The sequence below is a fragment of the Geodermatophilus sp. SYSU D00691 genome, from assembly GCF_054050275.1.
Genome location: NZ_JBJGYZ010000004.1, coordinates 194,344 through 209,140, shown reverse-complemented (window position 1 = coordinate 209,140; position 14,797 = coordinate 194,344). Strand labels below are relative to the sequence as shown.

Here is a 14,797-nt window from a genome sequence, read left to right as displayed (position 1 = left end):
GGGCGGCGGCCGGGCCCCGCGCCCCCCCCCCCCCCCCCACTCCGCACCGCGTCAGCGCGGGATGTAGTTGAACGAGTCCGGGTCGGGACCGGTGCGCTCGCCGCGGTCGAGGCCGGTCAACATGGCCATGTCGCCGTCGGAGAGCTCGAAGTCGAACAGCGCGAAGTTCTCCTCCATCCGCGTCCGGTTGACCGACTTCGGGAAGACGACGTCGCCGCGCTGCACGTGCCAGCGCAGCACGACCTGCGCCGGGGTGCGGTCCAGGTTCTCCGCGATCGCCACGACGGCCGGGTCGTCGAGCACCTTGCCCTGCGCGATCGGCGACCAGGCCTCGGTGACGATCTCGTGCTCGGCGTCGAACGCGCGCAGGTCGTCCTGCGCCAGGTACGGGTGCACCTCGATCTGGTTCACCGCCGGGCGGACGACGGTCTCGCCGAACAGCCGGCGCAGGTGGTGCTCCTTGAAGTTGGAGACGCCGATCGCGCGGCAGCGGCCGCTGTCGTAGATCTCCTCCATCGCCTTCCAGGTCTCGACGTAGTCCACGTCGATGCCCGGCAGCGGCCAGTGGATCAGGAAGAGGTCGAGGTAGTCGAAGCCGAGCGCCTCCAGCGTGCCGTCGAAGGCGCGCAGCGCGTCGTCGCGCCGGTGGTAGCCGTTGTCGAGCTTCGAGGTCACGAAGACCTCCTCGCGCGGGATGCCGGAGGTGCGCACGGCCTCGCCGACGCCCTTCTCGTTCCGGTACATCTCCGCGGTGTCGATGTGCCGGTAGCCGACCTCGAGCGCCGCGGCCGTCGCCTCGGCGGTCTCGTCCGGGTCGATCTGGTAGACGCCGAAGCCGAGCTGCGGGATCTCGACGCCGTTGTTCAGCCGGATGGTGGGCACGGGTGCCACAGGTGTTCCTCTCGTCGTCGGACGGGGCGGCGGGACCAGCCGGCCGCGCTGCCGGCGAAAGACGCTCTGCCCCGGTCGGGGCCGCTACCCGGACGGCGGCGGCTCAACCGGTCACAGGGCGGTGCGCGCCTCCCACAGGTCGGGGAAGACCACGCGCCCGGCGCTGCGCTCGAGCCAGGCCAGGCCGGCGGACCCGCCGGTGCCCGGCTTGGCGCCCATCGAGCGGCGGACGGCGGTGACGTGCCGCTGCCGCCAGGTCAGGAACTCCTCGGCGACGTCGGTGAGCGCCTCGCCGAGCGCGAACAGCTCGTTGGTCGGCCGCGGGTCGCGGTAGACGTCCACCCAGATCGCGGTCACGGCCGGGTGCGCCGGGTGGGTCTCGGTCGGCTCCCGGTCGAGCACCTCGTCCGGCACCGGCAGCCCGCGGCGGGCCAGGAAGAGCAGGACGTCGTCCTCCAGCGACGGCGCGGCCAGCGCCCGCTGCAGGTCGGCGTGCACGGCCGGCAGCCCGCGGTGCGGGCGGACGACGGACTCCGCCTTGAGCCCCAGCAGGAACTCCACGTGCCGGTACTCGTAGGACTGGAAGCCCGAGGCCTCGCCGAGCTGGTCGCGGAACCCGTTGAACTCCCCCGGGGTCAGCCACAGCAGCGAGCCCCAGCTGGCGTTCAGCGAGCGCAGGTGGTGCACCGAGCGCCGGATCGCGGCCAGCGCGCCGTCCAGGTCGTCGGCCCGCAGCCGCCGCTGCGCCAGCTCCCACTCCCGGCGCAGCAGCGTGAACCACAGCTCCATGACCTGGGTGACGACGAGGAACGACGGCTCGGCGGGGTGGTCGGTCACCGTGCGCACCAGCGCCTGCAGCTGCCGGACGCCCACGTACTGCTCGTACGGCGTCGCCTCGGCGAACTCGAGGATCGGCTCGGCCGGGCCGGGATCGGCCGCCGCAGCGCGGCCGTGGGTGCGTCGGGTGCTCACCCGATCAGCATTCCCCCGCGGCCGACGGGGCCGGAAGGGACCCCGCCACCGGGCGCTCGGGGCGGGGGCGCAGCAGCAGCGGCGCCCCGGCCACCGCGAGCACGCCCGCCAGGCCGGCGGCGAGCGCGGGCACGGCGAACGCGGTCTCGGCACCCCAGGCGTCGACCGCCGCGCCGGCGATCGCCGAGCCCGCGGTGACGCCGAGGGTGAGCCCGGTCGTCGTCCACGACAGCGCCTCGGTCAGCGCCGCCCGCGGCACCCGGGACTCGACCAGCGAGGTGCCCGACACCAGCACCGGGGCGATCGAGAGCCCGGAGACGAAGGCGACCGGGACCAGCACCGCCAGCGACCCGACGAGCAGCAGCAGCTGCACCGAGACGGCGAAGAAGAGGGCGCAGGCGATGTAGCGGCCGGCGAGCGTGCCGGGCAGCCGGACGACGCCGTAGACGAAACCCGCGACCAGGCTGCCGAACGCGAAGACCGCCAGGGCGGCGCCGGCCATCACCGAGGCGCCCTGCTCCTCGGCGAAGCCGACCACGACGACGTCCACGGCGCCGAAGACCGTGCCGATGGCGAGGTAGACCAGGCCGACGACGAGCACGGTCGGGCTGAGCAGCGCCGCCCGGCGGGACCGGTCGCCCGGCTCGACGACCTGCGGCGGGGGCTCGGTGGCCCGCAGCCCGGCCAGCCACAGCCCGCCGACGACGCCGAACAGCAGGCCGGCGAGGAAGCCGACCGGCGGGGCGATCGCGGTGGCGAGCAGGGTGACCAGCGGCGGGCCGACGACGAAGACGACCTCGTCGACGACGGACTCGAAGGCGAAGGCGGTCTGCCGGCCGGCGTCGTCGAGGGCGTGCGCCCACCGGGCGCGGACCAGCGCGCCGATGTTGGGCTCGGTCGCGCCGGTCAGCGCCGCGAGGCCGTACCAGAGCCAGTGCGGCCCGTCGGTGACGACGGAGGTCACGAAGGCCACGCCGACGACGAGGTAGGCGACCACCACCCAGCGCAGCACGCGGCCCTGGCCGTAGCGGTCCATGAGCCGGGACCACTGGGGGTTGGCCACCGAGAAGGCGAGCGCCAGGGTGCCGGACAGCGCACCGGCGAGGCCGTAGCTGCCGGTCTCGCCGGCGACGAGGAGGACGGTGCCGAGGCCGATCATCGGCATGGGGAGACGGGCGAGCCAGCCGGCGAAGGAGAAGGCGACCGAGCCGGGGACGGCGAACAGCCGCGCGTAGGGCCGGAAGAGGGTGCGGGGCGACACGGGAACTCTCGCGCTTCCTGGCCACAGGCGAGTGCGGGGACTGCCCCGCCGGACTCTCGGGTGGCACCGCGACGGTAGCAACGGGGGACGACGGGACGCCGCCCCTTTTCCGCGCTCCGGCCCGGACCGGGGAGCGCTCCCGCGGCGGTGCAACGCGGGTGCAGCGGGGCGGACCGCGGGTGCGGAGGATCTCCTCGACTGCCTCCGCGGATGCGGCGGTCCTGCTCGGGAGGTCTCGCGACGGGCGACGCCGTCCCTGCCCGCGGCTACATTCGCGGACGTGAGTGCGACCGATCTGCCGACCCCCTGGGTGCGCCCGTCCGACGGCGTCCCGGGCAGCGGCGGGCTGGTCGACCGGCACGGCCGCGTCGCCACCGACCTGCGGGTCTCCCTGACCGACCGCTGCAACCTGCGCTGCACCTACTGCATGCCGCCGGAGGGGCTGCAGTGGCTGCCCAAGCAGGAGGTGCTCACCGACGACGAGGTGAACCGGCTGATCCGGATCGGCGTCGAGCAGCTGGGCATCCGCGAGGTCCGCTTCACCGGGGGCGAGCCGCTGCTCCGGCCCGGGCTGGTGGGGCTGGTCGCCGCCACCACCGCGCTGAGCCCGCGCCCCGAGGTCAGCCTCACCACCAACGCGATCGGGCTGGCCCGGGTGGCGCCCGCGCTGGCCGAGGCGGGGCTGGACCGGATCAACGTCAGCCTCGACACCCTCGACCGCGAGCGGTTCAAGCAGCTGGCGTACCGCGACCGGCTCGACGACGTCCTGGCCGGCCTGGCCGCCGCGCAGGCGGCCGGGCTCACCCCGGTCAAGGTCAACGCCGTCCTGCTGCACGGCATCAACGACCACGACGCCCTGCCGCTGCTGGACTTCTGCCTGGAGCACGGCTACCAGCTGCGGTTCATCGAGCAGATGCCGCTCGACGCGCACCACGCGTGGACGCGCGGCCGGATGGTCACGGCCGAGGACATCCTGGCCCAGCTGTCGGCGGCGCACCGGCTCACGCCGGACTCGGAGGAGCGCGGCTCGGCGCCCGCGGAGCGGTGGCTGGTCGACGGCGGCCCGGCGACCGTCGGGATCATCGCCTCGGTCACCCGCTCGTTCTGCGGTGCCTGCGACCGCACCCGGCTGACCGCCGACGGCCAGGTGCGCAACTGCCTGTTCGCCCGCGAGGAGTCCGACCTGCGCACGCCGATGCGCGAGGGCGCCACCGACCAGGAGCTGGCCGACCGCTGGCGGATCGCCACGCTGGGCAAGCTGCCCGGGCACGGCATCGACGACCCGAGCTTCCTGCAGCCGTCGCGGCCGATGTCGGCCATCGGCGGATGATCACCGTCCGTTACTTCGCCGGGGCCCGGGCGGCCGCCGGCGTCGACACCGAGACCCGCGACGCCGCCACCCTCGACGAGCTGGTGCGGCAGATCGTCGCCAGCCACGGCGACCGGCTGGAGAAGGTGCTGACCGCCTGCTCGTTCCTCGTCGACGGAACCACCACCCGTGACCGGTCGTTGGCGCTGGCACCCGGCGCCGTGGTGGACGTCCTGCCCCCGTTCGCCGGAGGCTGAGACCCGGCGGACCGGCCGGTGACCTGCGGGAGGATGGGCGCATGGGCATTCTGGGCAAGGCGAAGGCCAAGTGGGACGAGCTGCTCGGCCGCGCCGAGGAGCTCTACGGCGAGTCGCACGGCGACGCCGCGGCCACCGTCGGCGGCGAGGCCCGTCGCCTCGAGGGCGAGGCCGAGGAGGAGGCGGAGGAGCGCGAGGAGCGCGAGGAGGCCGCCGAGCGGGAGGCGCGGCGCGATCCCGGGGACGACGGGCTGGCCGGCGTCCGCTGATCGCGGTGCGCGCGGAGCAGGTGACCGATCCGGTCGCCTACCACGCCGAGGGCCCGGTCTGGTCGCCCCGCTGGGGCGGGCTGCGCTGGGTCGACATGCTCGCCGGGGACGTCCTGTCGCTGGGCGCTGACGGTGCGGTCGACCGCCGGCACGTGGGTGACGTCGCCGCCGCGCTGCGGCCGCGGGCCGGCGGCGGAGCGGTGATCGGGGTGGAGCGCGGCTTCGCGCTGGAGGCCCCCGACGGCACGGTGACCACGCTGCCGCCGCTGTGGACCGATCCGCAGCTGCGGATGAACGAGGGCGGCTGCGACCCGGCCGGGGCCTTCTACTGCGGGTCGATGGCCTACGACCAGCGGCCGGAGGCCGGCAGCCTGTACCGGCTGGACCCCTCCGGGGAGACGTCGGTGGTGATCTCCGGCGTCACGATCTCCAACGGCCTGGACTGGAGCCCCGACGGCGCGCTGGCCTACTACGACGACACCCCGACCCACCGGGTCTGCACCTTCGCGTGGACCCCGGACGGTCGGCTGGCCGGACGGCGGACCTTCGTGCAGCTCGCCGAGGACGAGAACCCCGACGGGCTCACGGTCGACGCCGAGGGCGGGGTGTGGGTGGCCCTCTTCGGCGGCGGGGTGGTGCGGCGCTACACGCCCGACGGGCGGCTGGACGGCGTCGTCGAGGTCCCGGCACGCCAGGTGACCGCCTGCGCCTTCGGCGGCCCGGCCCTCGACCGGCTGTACATCACCACCTCGCGGGAGAACCTGGAGCCGGACGACGACCCGCTCGCCGGCGCGCTCTTCGCCGCCGACGTGGGGGTGACCGGCCGGCCGGTGCGCGAGTTCGCCGGCTGAGAAAAGTCGGTACGCCGGAGGGTCGGAACGTGTCGTTCCGCCGGTTCGTGGGCATCCACAGGGCATGGGGATCCCCGAGATGAGCGGGATCGCCGACGTCAGGCCGTGGCCGGACTGGACGGCCGCGGTCGAGGGCGCCTTGGCGTTCCTGCACGAGCAGTTCGGCTGGGACGTGTGGGCCGTGACCCGGGTGGAGGGCGCGGCCCAGGTGGTGGTGCGCGCCTCGCCGGCCCAGGTCGCGCCGCCCGGCACCACGCTGGCCTGGGACGAGTCGTTCTGCCGGCAGATGGTCAGCGGCGCGGCGCCCCGGGTGGCCACGGTGACCGCGGCCGTGCCCGAGTACGCGCGGTGCTCGGTCGGCCTGGCCGCCGAGGTGGCCGCCTACCTCGGCGTCCCGCTGGTGACGCGGGACGGCGAGCTCTACGGCACGCTGTGCGCCCTCGCGTTCCGGGCGCAGCCGCGGCGGGCGGTGCTGGGGCTGCCGATGGTCGAGCTGGTCGCCCGCCTGCTCAGCACGCTGCTGGCGGCCGAGCAGGGCGGGACGCTGCCCGCGCCGCGGGCACCGAGCGCCGCCTCGTGAGGCGGCCTGCCCTCACGGGCAGGCGACCCACTCCTCCTCGCCGTCGGTGAAGACCTGGCGCTTCCAGATCGGCAGCCGCTCCTTCACCGCGTCGACGAGCTCGGCGCAGGCGGTGAACGCCGCACCGCGGTGGGAGGCGCTCACCGCGCAGGCGAGCGCGACGTCGCCGATGCCGAGCAGCCCGATCCGGTGGGAGACCGCGACGGCGTGCAGCCCCGGCCGGGCGGCGAACTCGGCGGCGATCTCGGCGATCACCTCGGGCGCCGAGGGGTGGCCCACGTACTCGAGCTCGGTCACCGACCGGCCGCCGTCGTGGTCGCGGACGACGCCGGCGAAGGAGACGACGGCGCCCGCGGCCTTGTCGGCCACGGCGTCCTCGTGCTCGGTCACCGACAGCTGCTCGTCGACGACCCGGGCGATCTGCGGGGCGGTCACGTCGGGCACGGTACCCGCGGTCAGGAGGCCGGCGGGACGTCCAGATCGGTGGGATCGGCCAGGCCGGTGCAGTCGACCTCGGTGACGTCGTGCGCGGCCAGGTAGCGGCGGGCGCCCTCGTCGCCGGTGGCGGTCTCGGCGACACCCGCCCAGTGGTCGCGGCCGAGCAGCACCGGGTGCCCGCGGACGCCGTCGTAGGTGGCGACGGCGAGCGCGTCGGGGGCGGCGTGCCCGGCCAGGCGCTCGAGGGCCGCGGGCGTCATGCCGGGCATGTCGACGAGCAGGACGAGCGCCGCGTCGACCCCGGGCAGCCCGCGGAGGCCGTCGAGCCCGGTGCGCAGCGAGGAGGCCATGCCGGTCTCCCAGTCGCGGTTGGCCAGCACGAGCACGTTCTCCAGCCGGGCGGTGCGCCAGACGTCGACCGCCTGCGCCCCGAGGACGACGAGCACCGGGTCGCAGACGGCCTGTGCGGTGCGCACGGCGCGCTCGACGAGCAGCTCGCCGTCGAGCTCGACCAGCGCCTTGGGCATGCCGTAGCGGCGGCCGCCCCCGGCGGCGAGGACGACGGCGGCGACGTTCACGGGGCCACTCTCTCAGCGCGCGTAGACGGCGACCTCGGAGGCCTTGACCGCCGCCCAGACCGCCGAGCCCGGCGCCAGGCCGAGCTCGGCGAAGGCCTGCGCCGTGACGTCGGCGACCAGCGGCACCTCGCCGTCGAGCTCGCAGCGCACGGTGGCGCCGTGCGGGGTGGCGCCGGTGAGCGTCAGGAGCCAGACGTTGCGCGGGCTGCCGTCCGGGCGCGTGAGGTAGAGGGCCACCGACTCGGGGCGGACGGCGACGAACACCGGCCCGGCCGCCTCCTCGGCGACCGCGACCACCCCGCCGCCGTCCAGCCGGACCGTCGTCCCCTCGCCCGTGCCGGGCAGCAGCGAGAGGCCGACGAGGCGGGCCACGTAGTCGGTCCGCGGACGGCGGGCGATCTCGGCCGGGGTGCCGCTCTGCGCGACCCGCCCCTCCTCGAGCACGAGCACGCGGTCGGCCAGCGCCATCGCGTCGACGGGGTCGTGGGTCACGAGCACGGTGCTGCCGGGGAAGTCGGCGAGGTGGTGGCGCAGCTCGGCGCGCACGGTGAGGCGGGTGCGGGCGTCGAGGGCGGCGAGCGGCTCGTCGAGCAGCAGCAGCGCCGGGTCGGTGACCAGCGCCCGCGCCAGCGCCGTCCGCTGAGCCTGGCCGCCGGAGAGCTGGCCGGGGCGGCGGTCGGCGAGGTCGGCCAGGCCGACGCGGTCGAGCCAGCGGGCCGCCCGGGCGCGCGCCTCGGCGTGGGCGGTCCCCCGCGTGCGCAGCCCGAACGCGACGTTCTCGAGGGCGGAGAGGTGGGGGAAGAGCAGGTAGTCCTGGAAGACCATGCCGAGCCGGCGCCGGTGGGCGGGCACGTGCACGCCGGCGGCCACGTCGTCCCAGACGTCGTCCCCGACGTGGACGCGGCCGGTGTCCGGCGGCAGGAGGCCGGCCAGGACGCGCAGGACCGTGGACTTGCCGGCGCCGTTGGGCCCGAGGACGGCGAGCACCTCGCCGTCGGCGACGTCGAGGTCGAGCTCGAGGCCGAAGGCCCCCCGCCGGACGCCGAACGAGGCGGTGAGCGTCATGCGGCGGCGGCCCGTCCCAGCCACCGGTCGCGCAGCAGGAGCAGGGTGGCCAGCGAGACCAGGAGCAGCAGGAGCGAGAGCACGATGGCCGCGTCGGGCTCGCTCTGCAGGGCGAGGTAGACAGACAGCGGCATCGTCTGCGTCGTCCCGGGGAAGTTGCCGGCGAAGGTGATGGTCGCGCCGAACTCGCCCAGCGCCCGGGCCCAGCAGAGGACGGCGCCGGCCGCGACGCCGGGGGCGACGAGCGGGAGGGTGACGCGGCGGAAGGTGGTCCAGCGGTCGGCGCCGAGGGTGGCCGCGGCGTCCTCGAACCGGGCGTCGGCGGCGCGCAGCGCACCCTCGACGCTGATCACCAGGAAGGGCATCGCGACGAAGGTCTCGGCGATGACGACGGCCGTGGTGGTGAACGGGATGCTGAGGCCGGTCGTCTCGTAGAGCCACTGGCCGACCAGGCCCTGGCGGCCGAGCACGAGGAACAGCGCGACCCCGCCGACGACCGGCGGCAGCACCAGCGGGACGGTGACCAGCGCCCGCAGGACGGCGCGGCCGCGGACGCGCGTGCGGGCGAGCACCCAGGCGAGCGGGACGCCGAGGACCAGCGAGACCGCGGTGGCGAGGGTGGCCGAGACCAGGCTGAGCCGCAGCGCCTCGCCGACCTCGGGCTCGGTGAGGCGGGCGCCGAGCTCCGACCAGGGGGCGCGGACGAGCAGCCCCACCAGCGGCAGGACGAGGAAGGCGACACCGATCGCGGCGGGGACGAGCAGGGGGAGGGGGACGTGGCCGTCCCCGGGTGCGCGCCGGCTCACGGGGTGCGGAAGCCGGCGTCCTCGAGGGCCTGCCGCCCCTCGTCGGAGAGCACGAGGTCGACGAACGCCTGCGCCGCCCCGGCGTTCGGCGCGTCGGCGAGGACGCAGACCGGGTAGTCGTTGACCGCCTGCTCGGCCTCGGGGAAGGCGATGCCCTCGACGGCGTCCCCGGCGGCGACGACGTCGGTGGCGTAGACCAGCGCGGCGTCGACCTCGCCGAGCTGGACCTTGTTGAGCGCCGCCTTGACGTCCTCCTCCTGGGTGTCGGGCCGCGCGTCGACGCCGGCGAGCTCGAAGACCTGCTCGGCGGCGGCGCCGCAGGGGACCTCGGGCGCGCACACGGCGAGGGTGAGGTCGGGGTCGGCGAAGTCGGCCAGACCGGTGACGCCGGCGGGGTTGCCCGCGGGGACGGCGATCTCGAGGACGTTCTGGGTGAAGACGGTCGGGTCGCCCTCGGCACGCCCGGCGTCGGTGACCACGGTCATCTGCGCCTGGTTGGCGCTGGCGAAGACATCGGCCGGCGCGCCCTGGGTGACCTGGGTGGCCAGCTGCGAGCTTCCGGCGAAGTTGAACCGGACCTCCAGCTGCGGGTTCTCAGCCATGAGCTGGTCGCCGAGCTCGCCGAAGACGTCGGTGAGGGAGGCGGCGGCGAAGACGGTGAGGGTCCCGCTGAGCGCGTCGTCCTGCGCCGTCGGGTCGGTCGTCCCGCTGCCGGTGTCGGCGGCGGACGACCCGCACGCGCTGAGGGTGAGCAGGGCCGCGACGAGCAGTGCTGAGCGCCTCACGCACGTCCTCCTGTTCCGCGGGTGCGGAACAGGGGATCACCAGCCTCCGCAGGTGCGCAAGTGGCTAGGGGATGTCGACGCTCACCTGCGTGGCCTTGACGGTGGCGACGGCGCGCACGCCGACCTCGAGGCCGAGCTCGTCGGCGGCCTCCCGGGACATGAGCGAGACGAGCCGGAAGGGCCCGGCCTGGATCTCCACCTGCGCCATGACGGTGTCGCGGAGGACGCGGGTGACGATGCCGGTCAGCCGGTTGCGGGCGGACGACGACCGGGTGGTGCCGGGGTCGGGCGCCTCGTGCAGCTGGGCGGCCACGCGGGCCAGGTCGGCGCCGTCCACGCGGGCCGGGCCACCGCCCTCCCGGCGGACGGGGAGCCGGTTGCTGTCGATCCAGCGGCGCACCGTGTCGTCGCTGACGCCGAGCAGCTCCGCGGCCTCGGCGATGCGGTAGGAGGCGGCCACGGCCAGACCCTAGACGGGGAGGCCCGCCGCCCCCTGCTCAGTCCGGGATCGCCCGGCCGTCGGGCACGACCAGCCCGAACAGGTCGGCGATCGCGGCCAGGCTCACCGTCTGGACCGCGGCGGCCGGGACGGTGCCCTCGGGCCCGGGCAGGTCCCGCGTGGCGGTCGCCGAGGCCACCACCGTCGGCCGGTACCCCAGGGTGAAGGCGCCGCGCGCGGTGGAGTTGATGCACATGTGCGTCATGAACCCGGCGAGCAGGACGTCCCGGCCCGAGGCCGCGCACCGGGCCTCCAGGTCGGTGCCGACGAAGGCGTTGGGGCGGTCCTTCACGACCACGGGCTCGTCGCCCCGCGGGGCCACCCGGTCGACGATGGCGCCGATCTCGGCCCGCACGTCGTAGGGCGATCCCGGACCGGCGTCGTGCTGGATGTGGATCACGGGGATCCCGGCGCTGCGCGCCCGGTCGAGGAGCTCCTCGACCTGGTCGAGCGCCTGCTGCACGCCGTCCAGCTCGAGCACCCCGCGGGTGTAGGTGTTCTGGCAGTCGACCAGCACGAGGGTCTGGTCCCGCCACGACGCCGGGGTCTCCGGCAGTCCGCTCAGGCGCCGCAGGCTGGTGGTCTCGCTCATGGCAGCTCCCGATCCGGGGGGACGGCGGGGCGCTCATGGTCCCGCCGAGCCGCGCCCGGCACAACGGACCTCCGCCTGTGGACGACGCCCCGCCGTCCACAGCTCGTGCTCCGGTGGTCCGGCCCGGGCGGGGCAGCATGGCCGGCGTGTTCGACGACGCCTGGCTGGCCGAGCTCCTCCGCAACCGCAACGGCGTGCTCGGCGATGCCGGGGTGGCGCAGGAGCTGGCCGATGCGCTGGCGGTCCACCACCCGAGCGTCGACCCCGGCGGTATCGCGACCCGTGCGCTGGCGGCGGCGCTGGACGAGGCGTGGGAGCGCGGCTGGCAGCCGGCCGACCTGGTGCACGCCGCCCGCCGGGAGGCGACGGCGGCCTCCGTGCCGCTCGCCGTCGCCCTGATCGGCGAGCACGCCCGGCGCAGCGACGCCAAGCGGCGGGCGCCGGACACGTGGCTCGCGCAGCTGCACGACCTCGGTGCCCTGCCGCCCGGGGCGCCCGACGTCGTCGCCGCCTGGCAGGGGGCCCACCGGCGACCGGCCGCCGAGGCGTGGCGGATCGTGCTCCGGCTCGTCGGCGTGCTGGGCGGTGCCGCCCGCATCGACCAGCTGGTGCCGCCGCCGTCCCGGTGGCCGGCGGCCCGTGCCGTGGCCGATGCGCCGTCGGCGGACGACGCCCGGGTGCTGCGGCGGATCCGCGGACTGCTGGCGAAGGCGGAGTCGACGGAGTTCCCCGAGGAGGCCGAGGCGCTGACCGCCAAGGCGCAGGAGCTGATGGCCCGGCACGCGGTGGACGCCGCGTTGCTGGACGCCGGCGCGGGTCCCGCGCCGGCGGGGGTGGGCACGCGGCGGGTGCACGTCGACGACCCGTACGTGCGGGCGAAGATGCAGCTGCTCGGCGCGGTCGCGGAGGCCAACGACGTGCGGCTGGTCTGGTACCGCTCGTTGGGCATCGCCAACCTGGTCGGGATGCCCGCCGACCTCGACGCCGTCGAGCTCCTCTTCACCTCGCTGCTGCTCCAGGTCGCGCAGGCGCTGACCGCGGCCGAGCGCCGGGCGGGGCAGCGGTCGGCGTCGCGGTCGTTCCGCCGGGCGTTCCTGCTCGGGTACGCGCACCGGATCGGGGAGCGGCTGACGAAGGCTCGGCAGCAGGCCACCGCAGAAGCGGCCGCGGAGAAGGGGGTCGACCTCCTGCCGGTGCTGCGCAGCCGCCAGGCGGCGGTCGAGTCGGCGTTCACGGAGCTCTTCCCGCGCGTGCGCAGCAGCCGCAGCCGCGCCTCGGTCGACGGCGGCGGCTGGTTCGCCGGTCAGGCCGCCGCCGACCGCGCCGACGTCGGCACCCGGCGGTCGTCCCTGCGCTGGGGCTCGTGATCCTGGCGCTCGCGGCGGGGCCGGGGCGCGCGCGGGGGGCGGCCCCGGGGGGGGCGGGGGGGGGGGGGGCGGGTGCGGGGGCGGGGCGGGCCGGGGGGGGGCGGCCCCGCGCCCCCGGCCCACGGCGTCGAACGACCTGTCGGGTGAGTGCCGGCACCGCCACGGCAGCTGGTTCGCCAGCCAGGTGCCCTCGGCCACGCGGACGTCGGCCGCCGACGGTCGCCCCTCCGCTGACGCGTCCCCGACGTTCCCGCGGGAACGTCCCACGGCGTCGATCGGCGCGTCGAGCGTGTCCCACCACCCCTGGCGCCAGTGCACCTTCGGCCATCCGTTGTAGCGACTTGACCTGCGGGTTCTGTCAGCCGTAGGCGCTACCGTTCGAACATGCATTCGACCAGCGTGGGCGACGACGTCGTCGCCGAGCACCCGTCCGGCTCGCCCCTCAAGGAGCTCGCCTGGGCGATCACCTCGGGAGCCGTGCGGTTGGCCGCGGCCAGCGCCGCCTGGCTGCGGCTGGTGGCCGAGTTCGACGAGCGCGGCGGCTGGCACGGCGTTGGCATCAAGTCCTGCGCGCACTGGCTGGCCTGGCAGTGCGGCCTCGGCCCCGGCGCCGCACGCGAGCACGTCCGCGTCGCCCGGGCCCTGCGCGAGCTGCCCCGGATCGAGGGCGCGTTCGCCGCCGGCCGGCTGTCCTACTCCAAGGTCCGCGCGATCACCCGCGTCGCCGCCCCGGACACGGAGGCCTCGCTGCTGGAGTTCGCGATCGACGCCACCGCCAGCCAGGTCGAGCGATTCGCCCGCGCCTGGCGCCGGGCCGATCCCCACTCCGACCACCCCGACACCGACGCCGGCGGCAGGCCCCGCTTCCCCGCGGTGCACCACCCGGAGAACGACCTCGTCTTCGAGTACTCCACCGACGGCGACGGGTTCTTCACCCTGCGGGTGCGCGGCCGCGCCGACGACGGGGCGGGCCTGATGACCGCCATCGACTCCCTGGCCGAGCGCGAGGCCCGCCGCGAGCGGGCGCAGAGCAACAGGGCCCGGGCGCGGCACGAGCAGGTCCGCGCCGCCGGCGGCACCGTCGACCGGGAGGTCGAGGAGCGCTGCGCCGAGGACGCCGCGGTCGGCCTGGCCCGCGAGCGCACCACCGCCCGCCGGGTCGCCGCGCTCTGCTCCCTCAGCCGGGCCCGCGTCGACCTCGACCGCCGCCCCGGCGACCCGCCGCGGCGGGAGGTCGTCGTGCACGCCGACGCCGCGGTGCTCGCCGACGACACCGCCGCCGGACGGGCGTACTTCGAGGGCGGCCCGGCGATCACCGGCGCCACGGCCCGCCGGCTGCTGTGCGAGGCCACCGTCGTCGCGATGATCTCCAGCGGCCGCGAACCGCTCGCCGTGGGCCGGCGCAAGCGGCTGGCGACCAAGGCCCAGCGCCGGGCGCTGCTGCGCCGCGACGGCGGCTGCATCCGGCCGGGCTGCCCCGAGTCCCGCATCGAACGGCTGCACGCCCACCACGTGCGGCACTGGCTGCACGGCGGCCGCACCGACCTGGCGAACCTGGTCCTGCTCTGCGACACCGACCACGGCCTGGTCCACGACGAGGACCTGGTCATGAGCCGGCAGAGCGGCCGCCTGGTGGTCACCGCCCCGGACGGCCGGCGCGTGTGGGGCACCGCGGACGCCACCTTCGCCGGCGGTCTCACCGGCCTGGAGTCCACCGATGCGGCCACCGACCAGGCGTTCGCCGGCATCGCCCCCTTCGACACGACGCCCGGCCGCCGCCCCACCGACTCACCGCGCACCGAGGCACCGCCCGCTGACGCCCTGCCCACCGAGGGACCGACCACCGACGCCGCCGGACCTGCACCCCGTCGCCGATCGCGCCGGCGACCCCGCCGTCCCGCCCTCGCGCCACGCCGTCCCGCTCCCCGCCCTGACAGCGGGCGCCCCGGCAGCAGGCGCCCCGGGAACGCGCGGGCCGGCAGCGCCCGAGCCGGCGCCCGGCCCGGCATCCCGCCGCACCGGGGCACACCTCCGGCGCCGGGGCCCACCGCTCTGCGCGCCCGGCTCGACGCCACCCTCTTCCCCCACGGCGCACCGGACCTCCCGGAGACCATCCAGGACCGCTACGACCCCCTGGACGTGCGGTACGCGGTCGGCGTCCTCATGGGCAACCGCGACCTGCTCCGCCGCCTCGCCGCCGAGGCCGGCGTCCCGCCGGCCGGCTGACCGGGCGTTCCCGCGGGAACGCCCTCCGCACCCGGGCGCGATGATGCGCAG

General features: G+C 76.1%; 17 protein-coding genes. 7 read left to right on the top strand and 10 right to left on the bottom strand.

Translation table 11 applies throughout. The features are described 5' to 3' along the window. Nucleotides 1-51: 51 nt before the first annotated feature. The 3 genes from ACI797_RS04695 to ACI797_RS04685 all read right to left on the bottom strand — a co-directional run bounded on the left by ACI797_RS04695 (nucleotide 52) and on the right by ACI797_RS04685 (nucleotide 3,124). Nucleotides 52-891 (bottom strand): aldo/keto reductase, encoded by an 840-nt coding sequence (locus ACI797_RS04695; RefSeq protein WP_456857343.1) that lies wholly within the window; start codon nucleotides 889-891, stop codon nucleotides 52-54. A gap of 111 nt (nucleotides 892-1,002) precedes the next feature. After that, nucleotides 1,003-1,863, bottom strand: coding sequence for a tryptophan 2,3-dioxygenase (locus tag ACI797_RS04690; RefSeq protein WP_456857342.1), 861 nt, complete (start codon nucleotides 1,861-1,863; stop codon nucleotides 1,003-1,005). Nucleotides 1,864-1,867: 4 nt separating this feature from the next. After that, complete coding sequence (locus tag ACI797_RS04685; protein ID WP_456857341.1) at nucleotides 1,868-3,124, bottom strand: MFS transporter; 1,257 nt, start codon at nucleotides 3,122-3,124, stop codon at nucleotides 1,868-1,870. 280 nt (nucleotides 3,125-3,404) lie between these two features. On the opposite strand from ACI797_RS04685, the gene moaA reads away from it, so the two are divergent. The 5 genes from moaA (at nucleotide 3,405) to ACI797_RS04660 (ending at nucleotide 6,390) form a co-directional block, all read left to right on the top strand. Further along, the gene (moaA, locus tag ACI797_RS04680; protein WP_456857340.1) at nucleotides 3,405-4,454 is read left to right on the top strand and encodes a GTP 3',8-cyclase MoaA; all 1,050 of its coding nucleotides are present in this window, start codon (nucleotides 3,405-3,407) and stop codon (nucleotides 4,452-4,454) included. Then, nucleotides 4,451-4,690, top strand: coding sequence for a MoaD/ThiS family protein (locus ACI797_RS04675; protein ID WP_456857339.1), 240 nt, complete (start codon nucleotides 4,451-4,453; stop codon nucleotides 4,688-4,690). Before moaA ends, ACI797_RS04675 begins: the two co-directional genes overlap by 4 nt. A 41-nt stretch (nucleotides 4,691-4,731) precedes the next feature. Next, nucleotides 4,732-4,959, top strand: a complete 228-nt coding sequence (locus ACI797_RS04670; RefSeq protein WP_456538393.1) for a hypothetical protein — start codon at nucleotides 4,732-4,734, stop codon at nucleotides 4,957-4,959. Between the two features lie 5 nt (nucleotides 4,960-4,964). Continuing rightward, a complete protein-coding gene (locus tag ACI797_RS04665; protein WP_456857338.1) occupies nucleotides 4,965-5,810 on the top strand; it encodes an SMP-30/gluconolactonase/LRE family protein in 846 nt (281 codons plus the stop codon). A 64-nt stretch (nucleotides 5,811-5,874) separates the two neighbouring features. Beyond that, complete coding sequence (locus tag ACI797_RS04660) at nucleotides 5,875-6,390, top strand: GAF domain-containing protein (RefSeq protein WP_456857337.1); 516 nt, start codon at nucleotides 5,875-5,877, stop codon at nucleotides 6,388-6,390. 12 nt (nucleotides 6,391-6,402) lie between these two features. Here the strand turns inward: ACI797_RS04660 and ACI797_RS04655 are convergent, their stop codons facing one another. From ACI797_RS04655 to ACI797_RS04625, 7 genes are all read right to left on the bottom strand, one after another. After that, on the bottom strand, nucleotides 6,403-6,825 hold the full coding sequence (locus ACI797_RS04655; RefSeq protein ID WP_456857336.1) for a molybdenum cofactor biosynthesis protein MoaE: 423 nt from the start codon (nucleotides 6,823-6,825) through the stop codon (nucleotides 6,403-6,405). 20 nt (nucleotides 6,826-6,845) lie between these two features. Continuing rightward, nucleotides 6,846-7,406: a nucleotidyltransferase family protein gene (locus tag ACI797_RS04650; protein ID WP_456857335.1), complete on the bottom strand. Its 561-nt coding sequence runs from the start codon at nucleotides 7,404-7,406 to the stop codon at nucleotides 6,846-6,848. Between the two features lie 12 nt (nucleotides 7,407-7,418). After that, nucleotides 7,419-8,471, bottom strand: a complete 1,053-nt coding sequence (locus tag ACI797_RS04645; RefSeq protein ID WP_456857334.1) for an ABC transporter ATP-binding protein — start codon at nucleotides 8,469-8,471, stop codon at nucleotides 7,419-7,421. Beyond that, nucleotides 8,468-9,277 (bottom strand): ABC transporter permease, encoded by an 810-nt coding sequence (locus ACI797_RS04640; protein ID WP_456857333.1) that lies wholly within the window; start codon nucleotides 9,275-9,277, stop codon nucleotides 8,468-8,470. Before ACI797_RS04640 ends, ACI797_RS04645 begins: the two co-directional genes overlap by 4 nt. Further along, nucleotides 9,274-10,062, bottom strand: a complete 789-nt coding sequence (modA, locus tag ACI797_RS04635; protein WP_456857332.1) for a molybdate ABC transporter substrate-binding protein — start codon at nucleotides 10,060-10,062, stop codon at nucleotides 9,274-9,276. Before modA ends, ACI797_RS04640 begins: the two co-directional genes overlap by 4 nt. A gap of 64 nt (nucleotides 10,063-10,126) precedes the next feature. Next, nucleotides 10,127-10,522, bottom strand: coding sequence for a TOBE domain-containing protein (locus ACI797_RS04630; protein WP_456538401.1), 396 nt, complete (start codon nucleotides 10,520-10,522; stop codon nucleotides 10,127-10,129). 37 nt (nucleotides 10,523-10,559) lie between these two features. Beyond that, nucleotides 10,560-11,153: a cysteine hydrolase family protein gene (locus ACI797_RS04625; protein ID WP_456857331.1), complete on the bottom strand. Its 594-nt coding sequence runs from the start codon at nucleotides 11,151-11,153 to the stop codon at nucleotides 10,560-10,562. Between the two features lie 146 nt (nucleotides 11,154-11,299). Between ACI797_RS04625 and ACI797_RS04620 the strand changes: the two genes are divergently transcribed. Further along, nucleotides 11,300-12,520 carry a DUF2786 domain-containing protein gene (locus tag ACI797_RS04620; RefSeq protein WP_456857330.1) on the top strand — a complete coding sequence of 407 codons (1,221 nt, stop codon included), beginning with the start codon at nucleotides 11,300-11,302 and terminating at the stop codon, nucleotides 12,518-12,520. 384 nt (nucleotides 12,521-12,904) lie between these two features. Continuing rightward, the gene (locus ACI797_RS04615) at nucleotides 12,905-14,746 is read left to right on the top strand and encodes a DUF222 domain-containing protein (protein WP_456857329.1); all 1,842 of its coding nucleotides are present in this window, start codon (nucleotides 12,905-12,907) and stop codon (nucleotides 14,744-14,746) included. The last annotated feature ends 51 nt before the right edge of the window (nucleotides 14,747-14,797 follow it).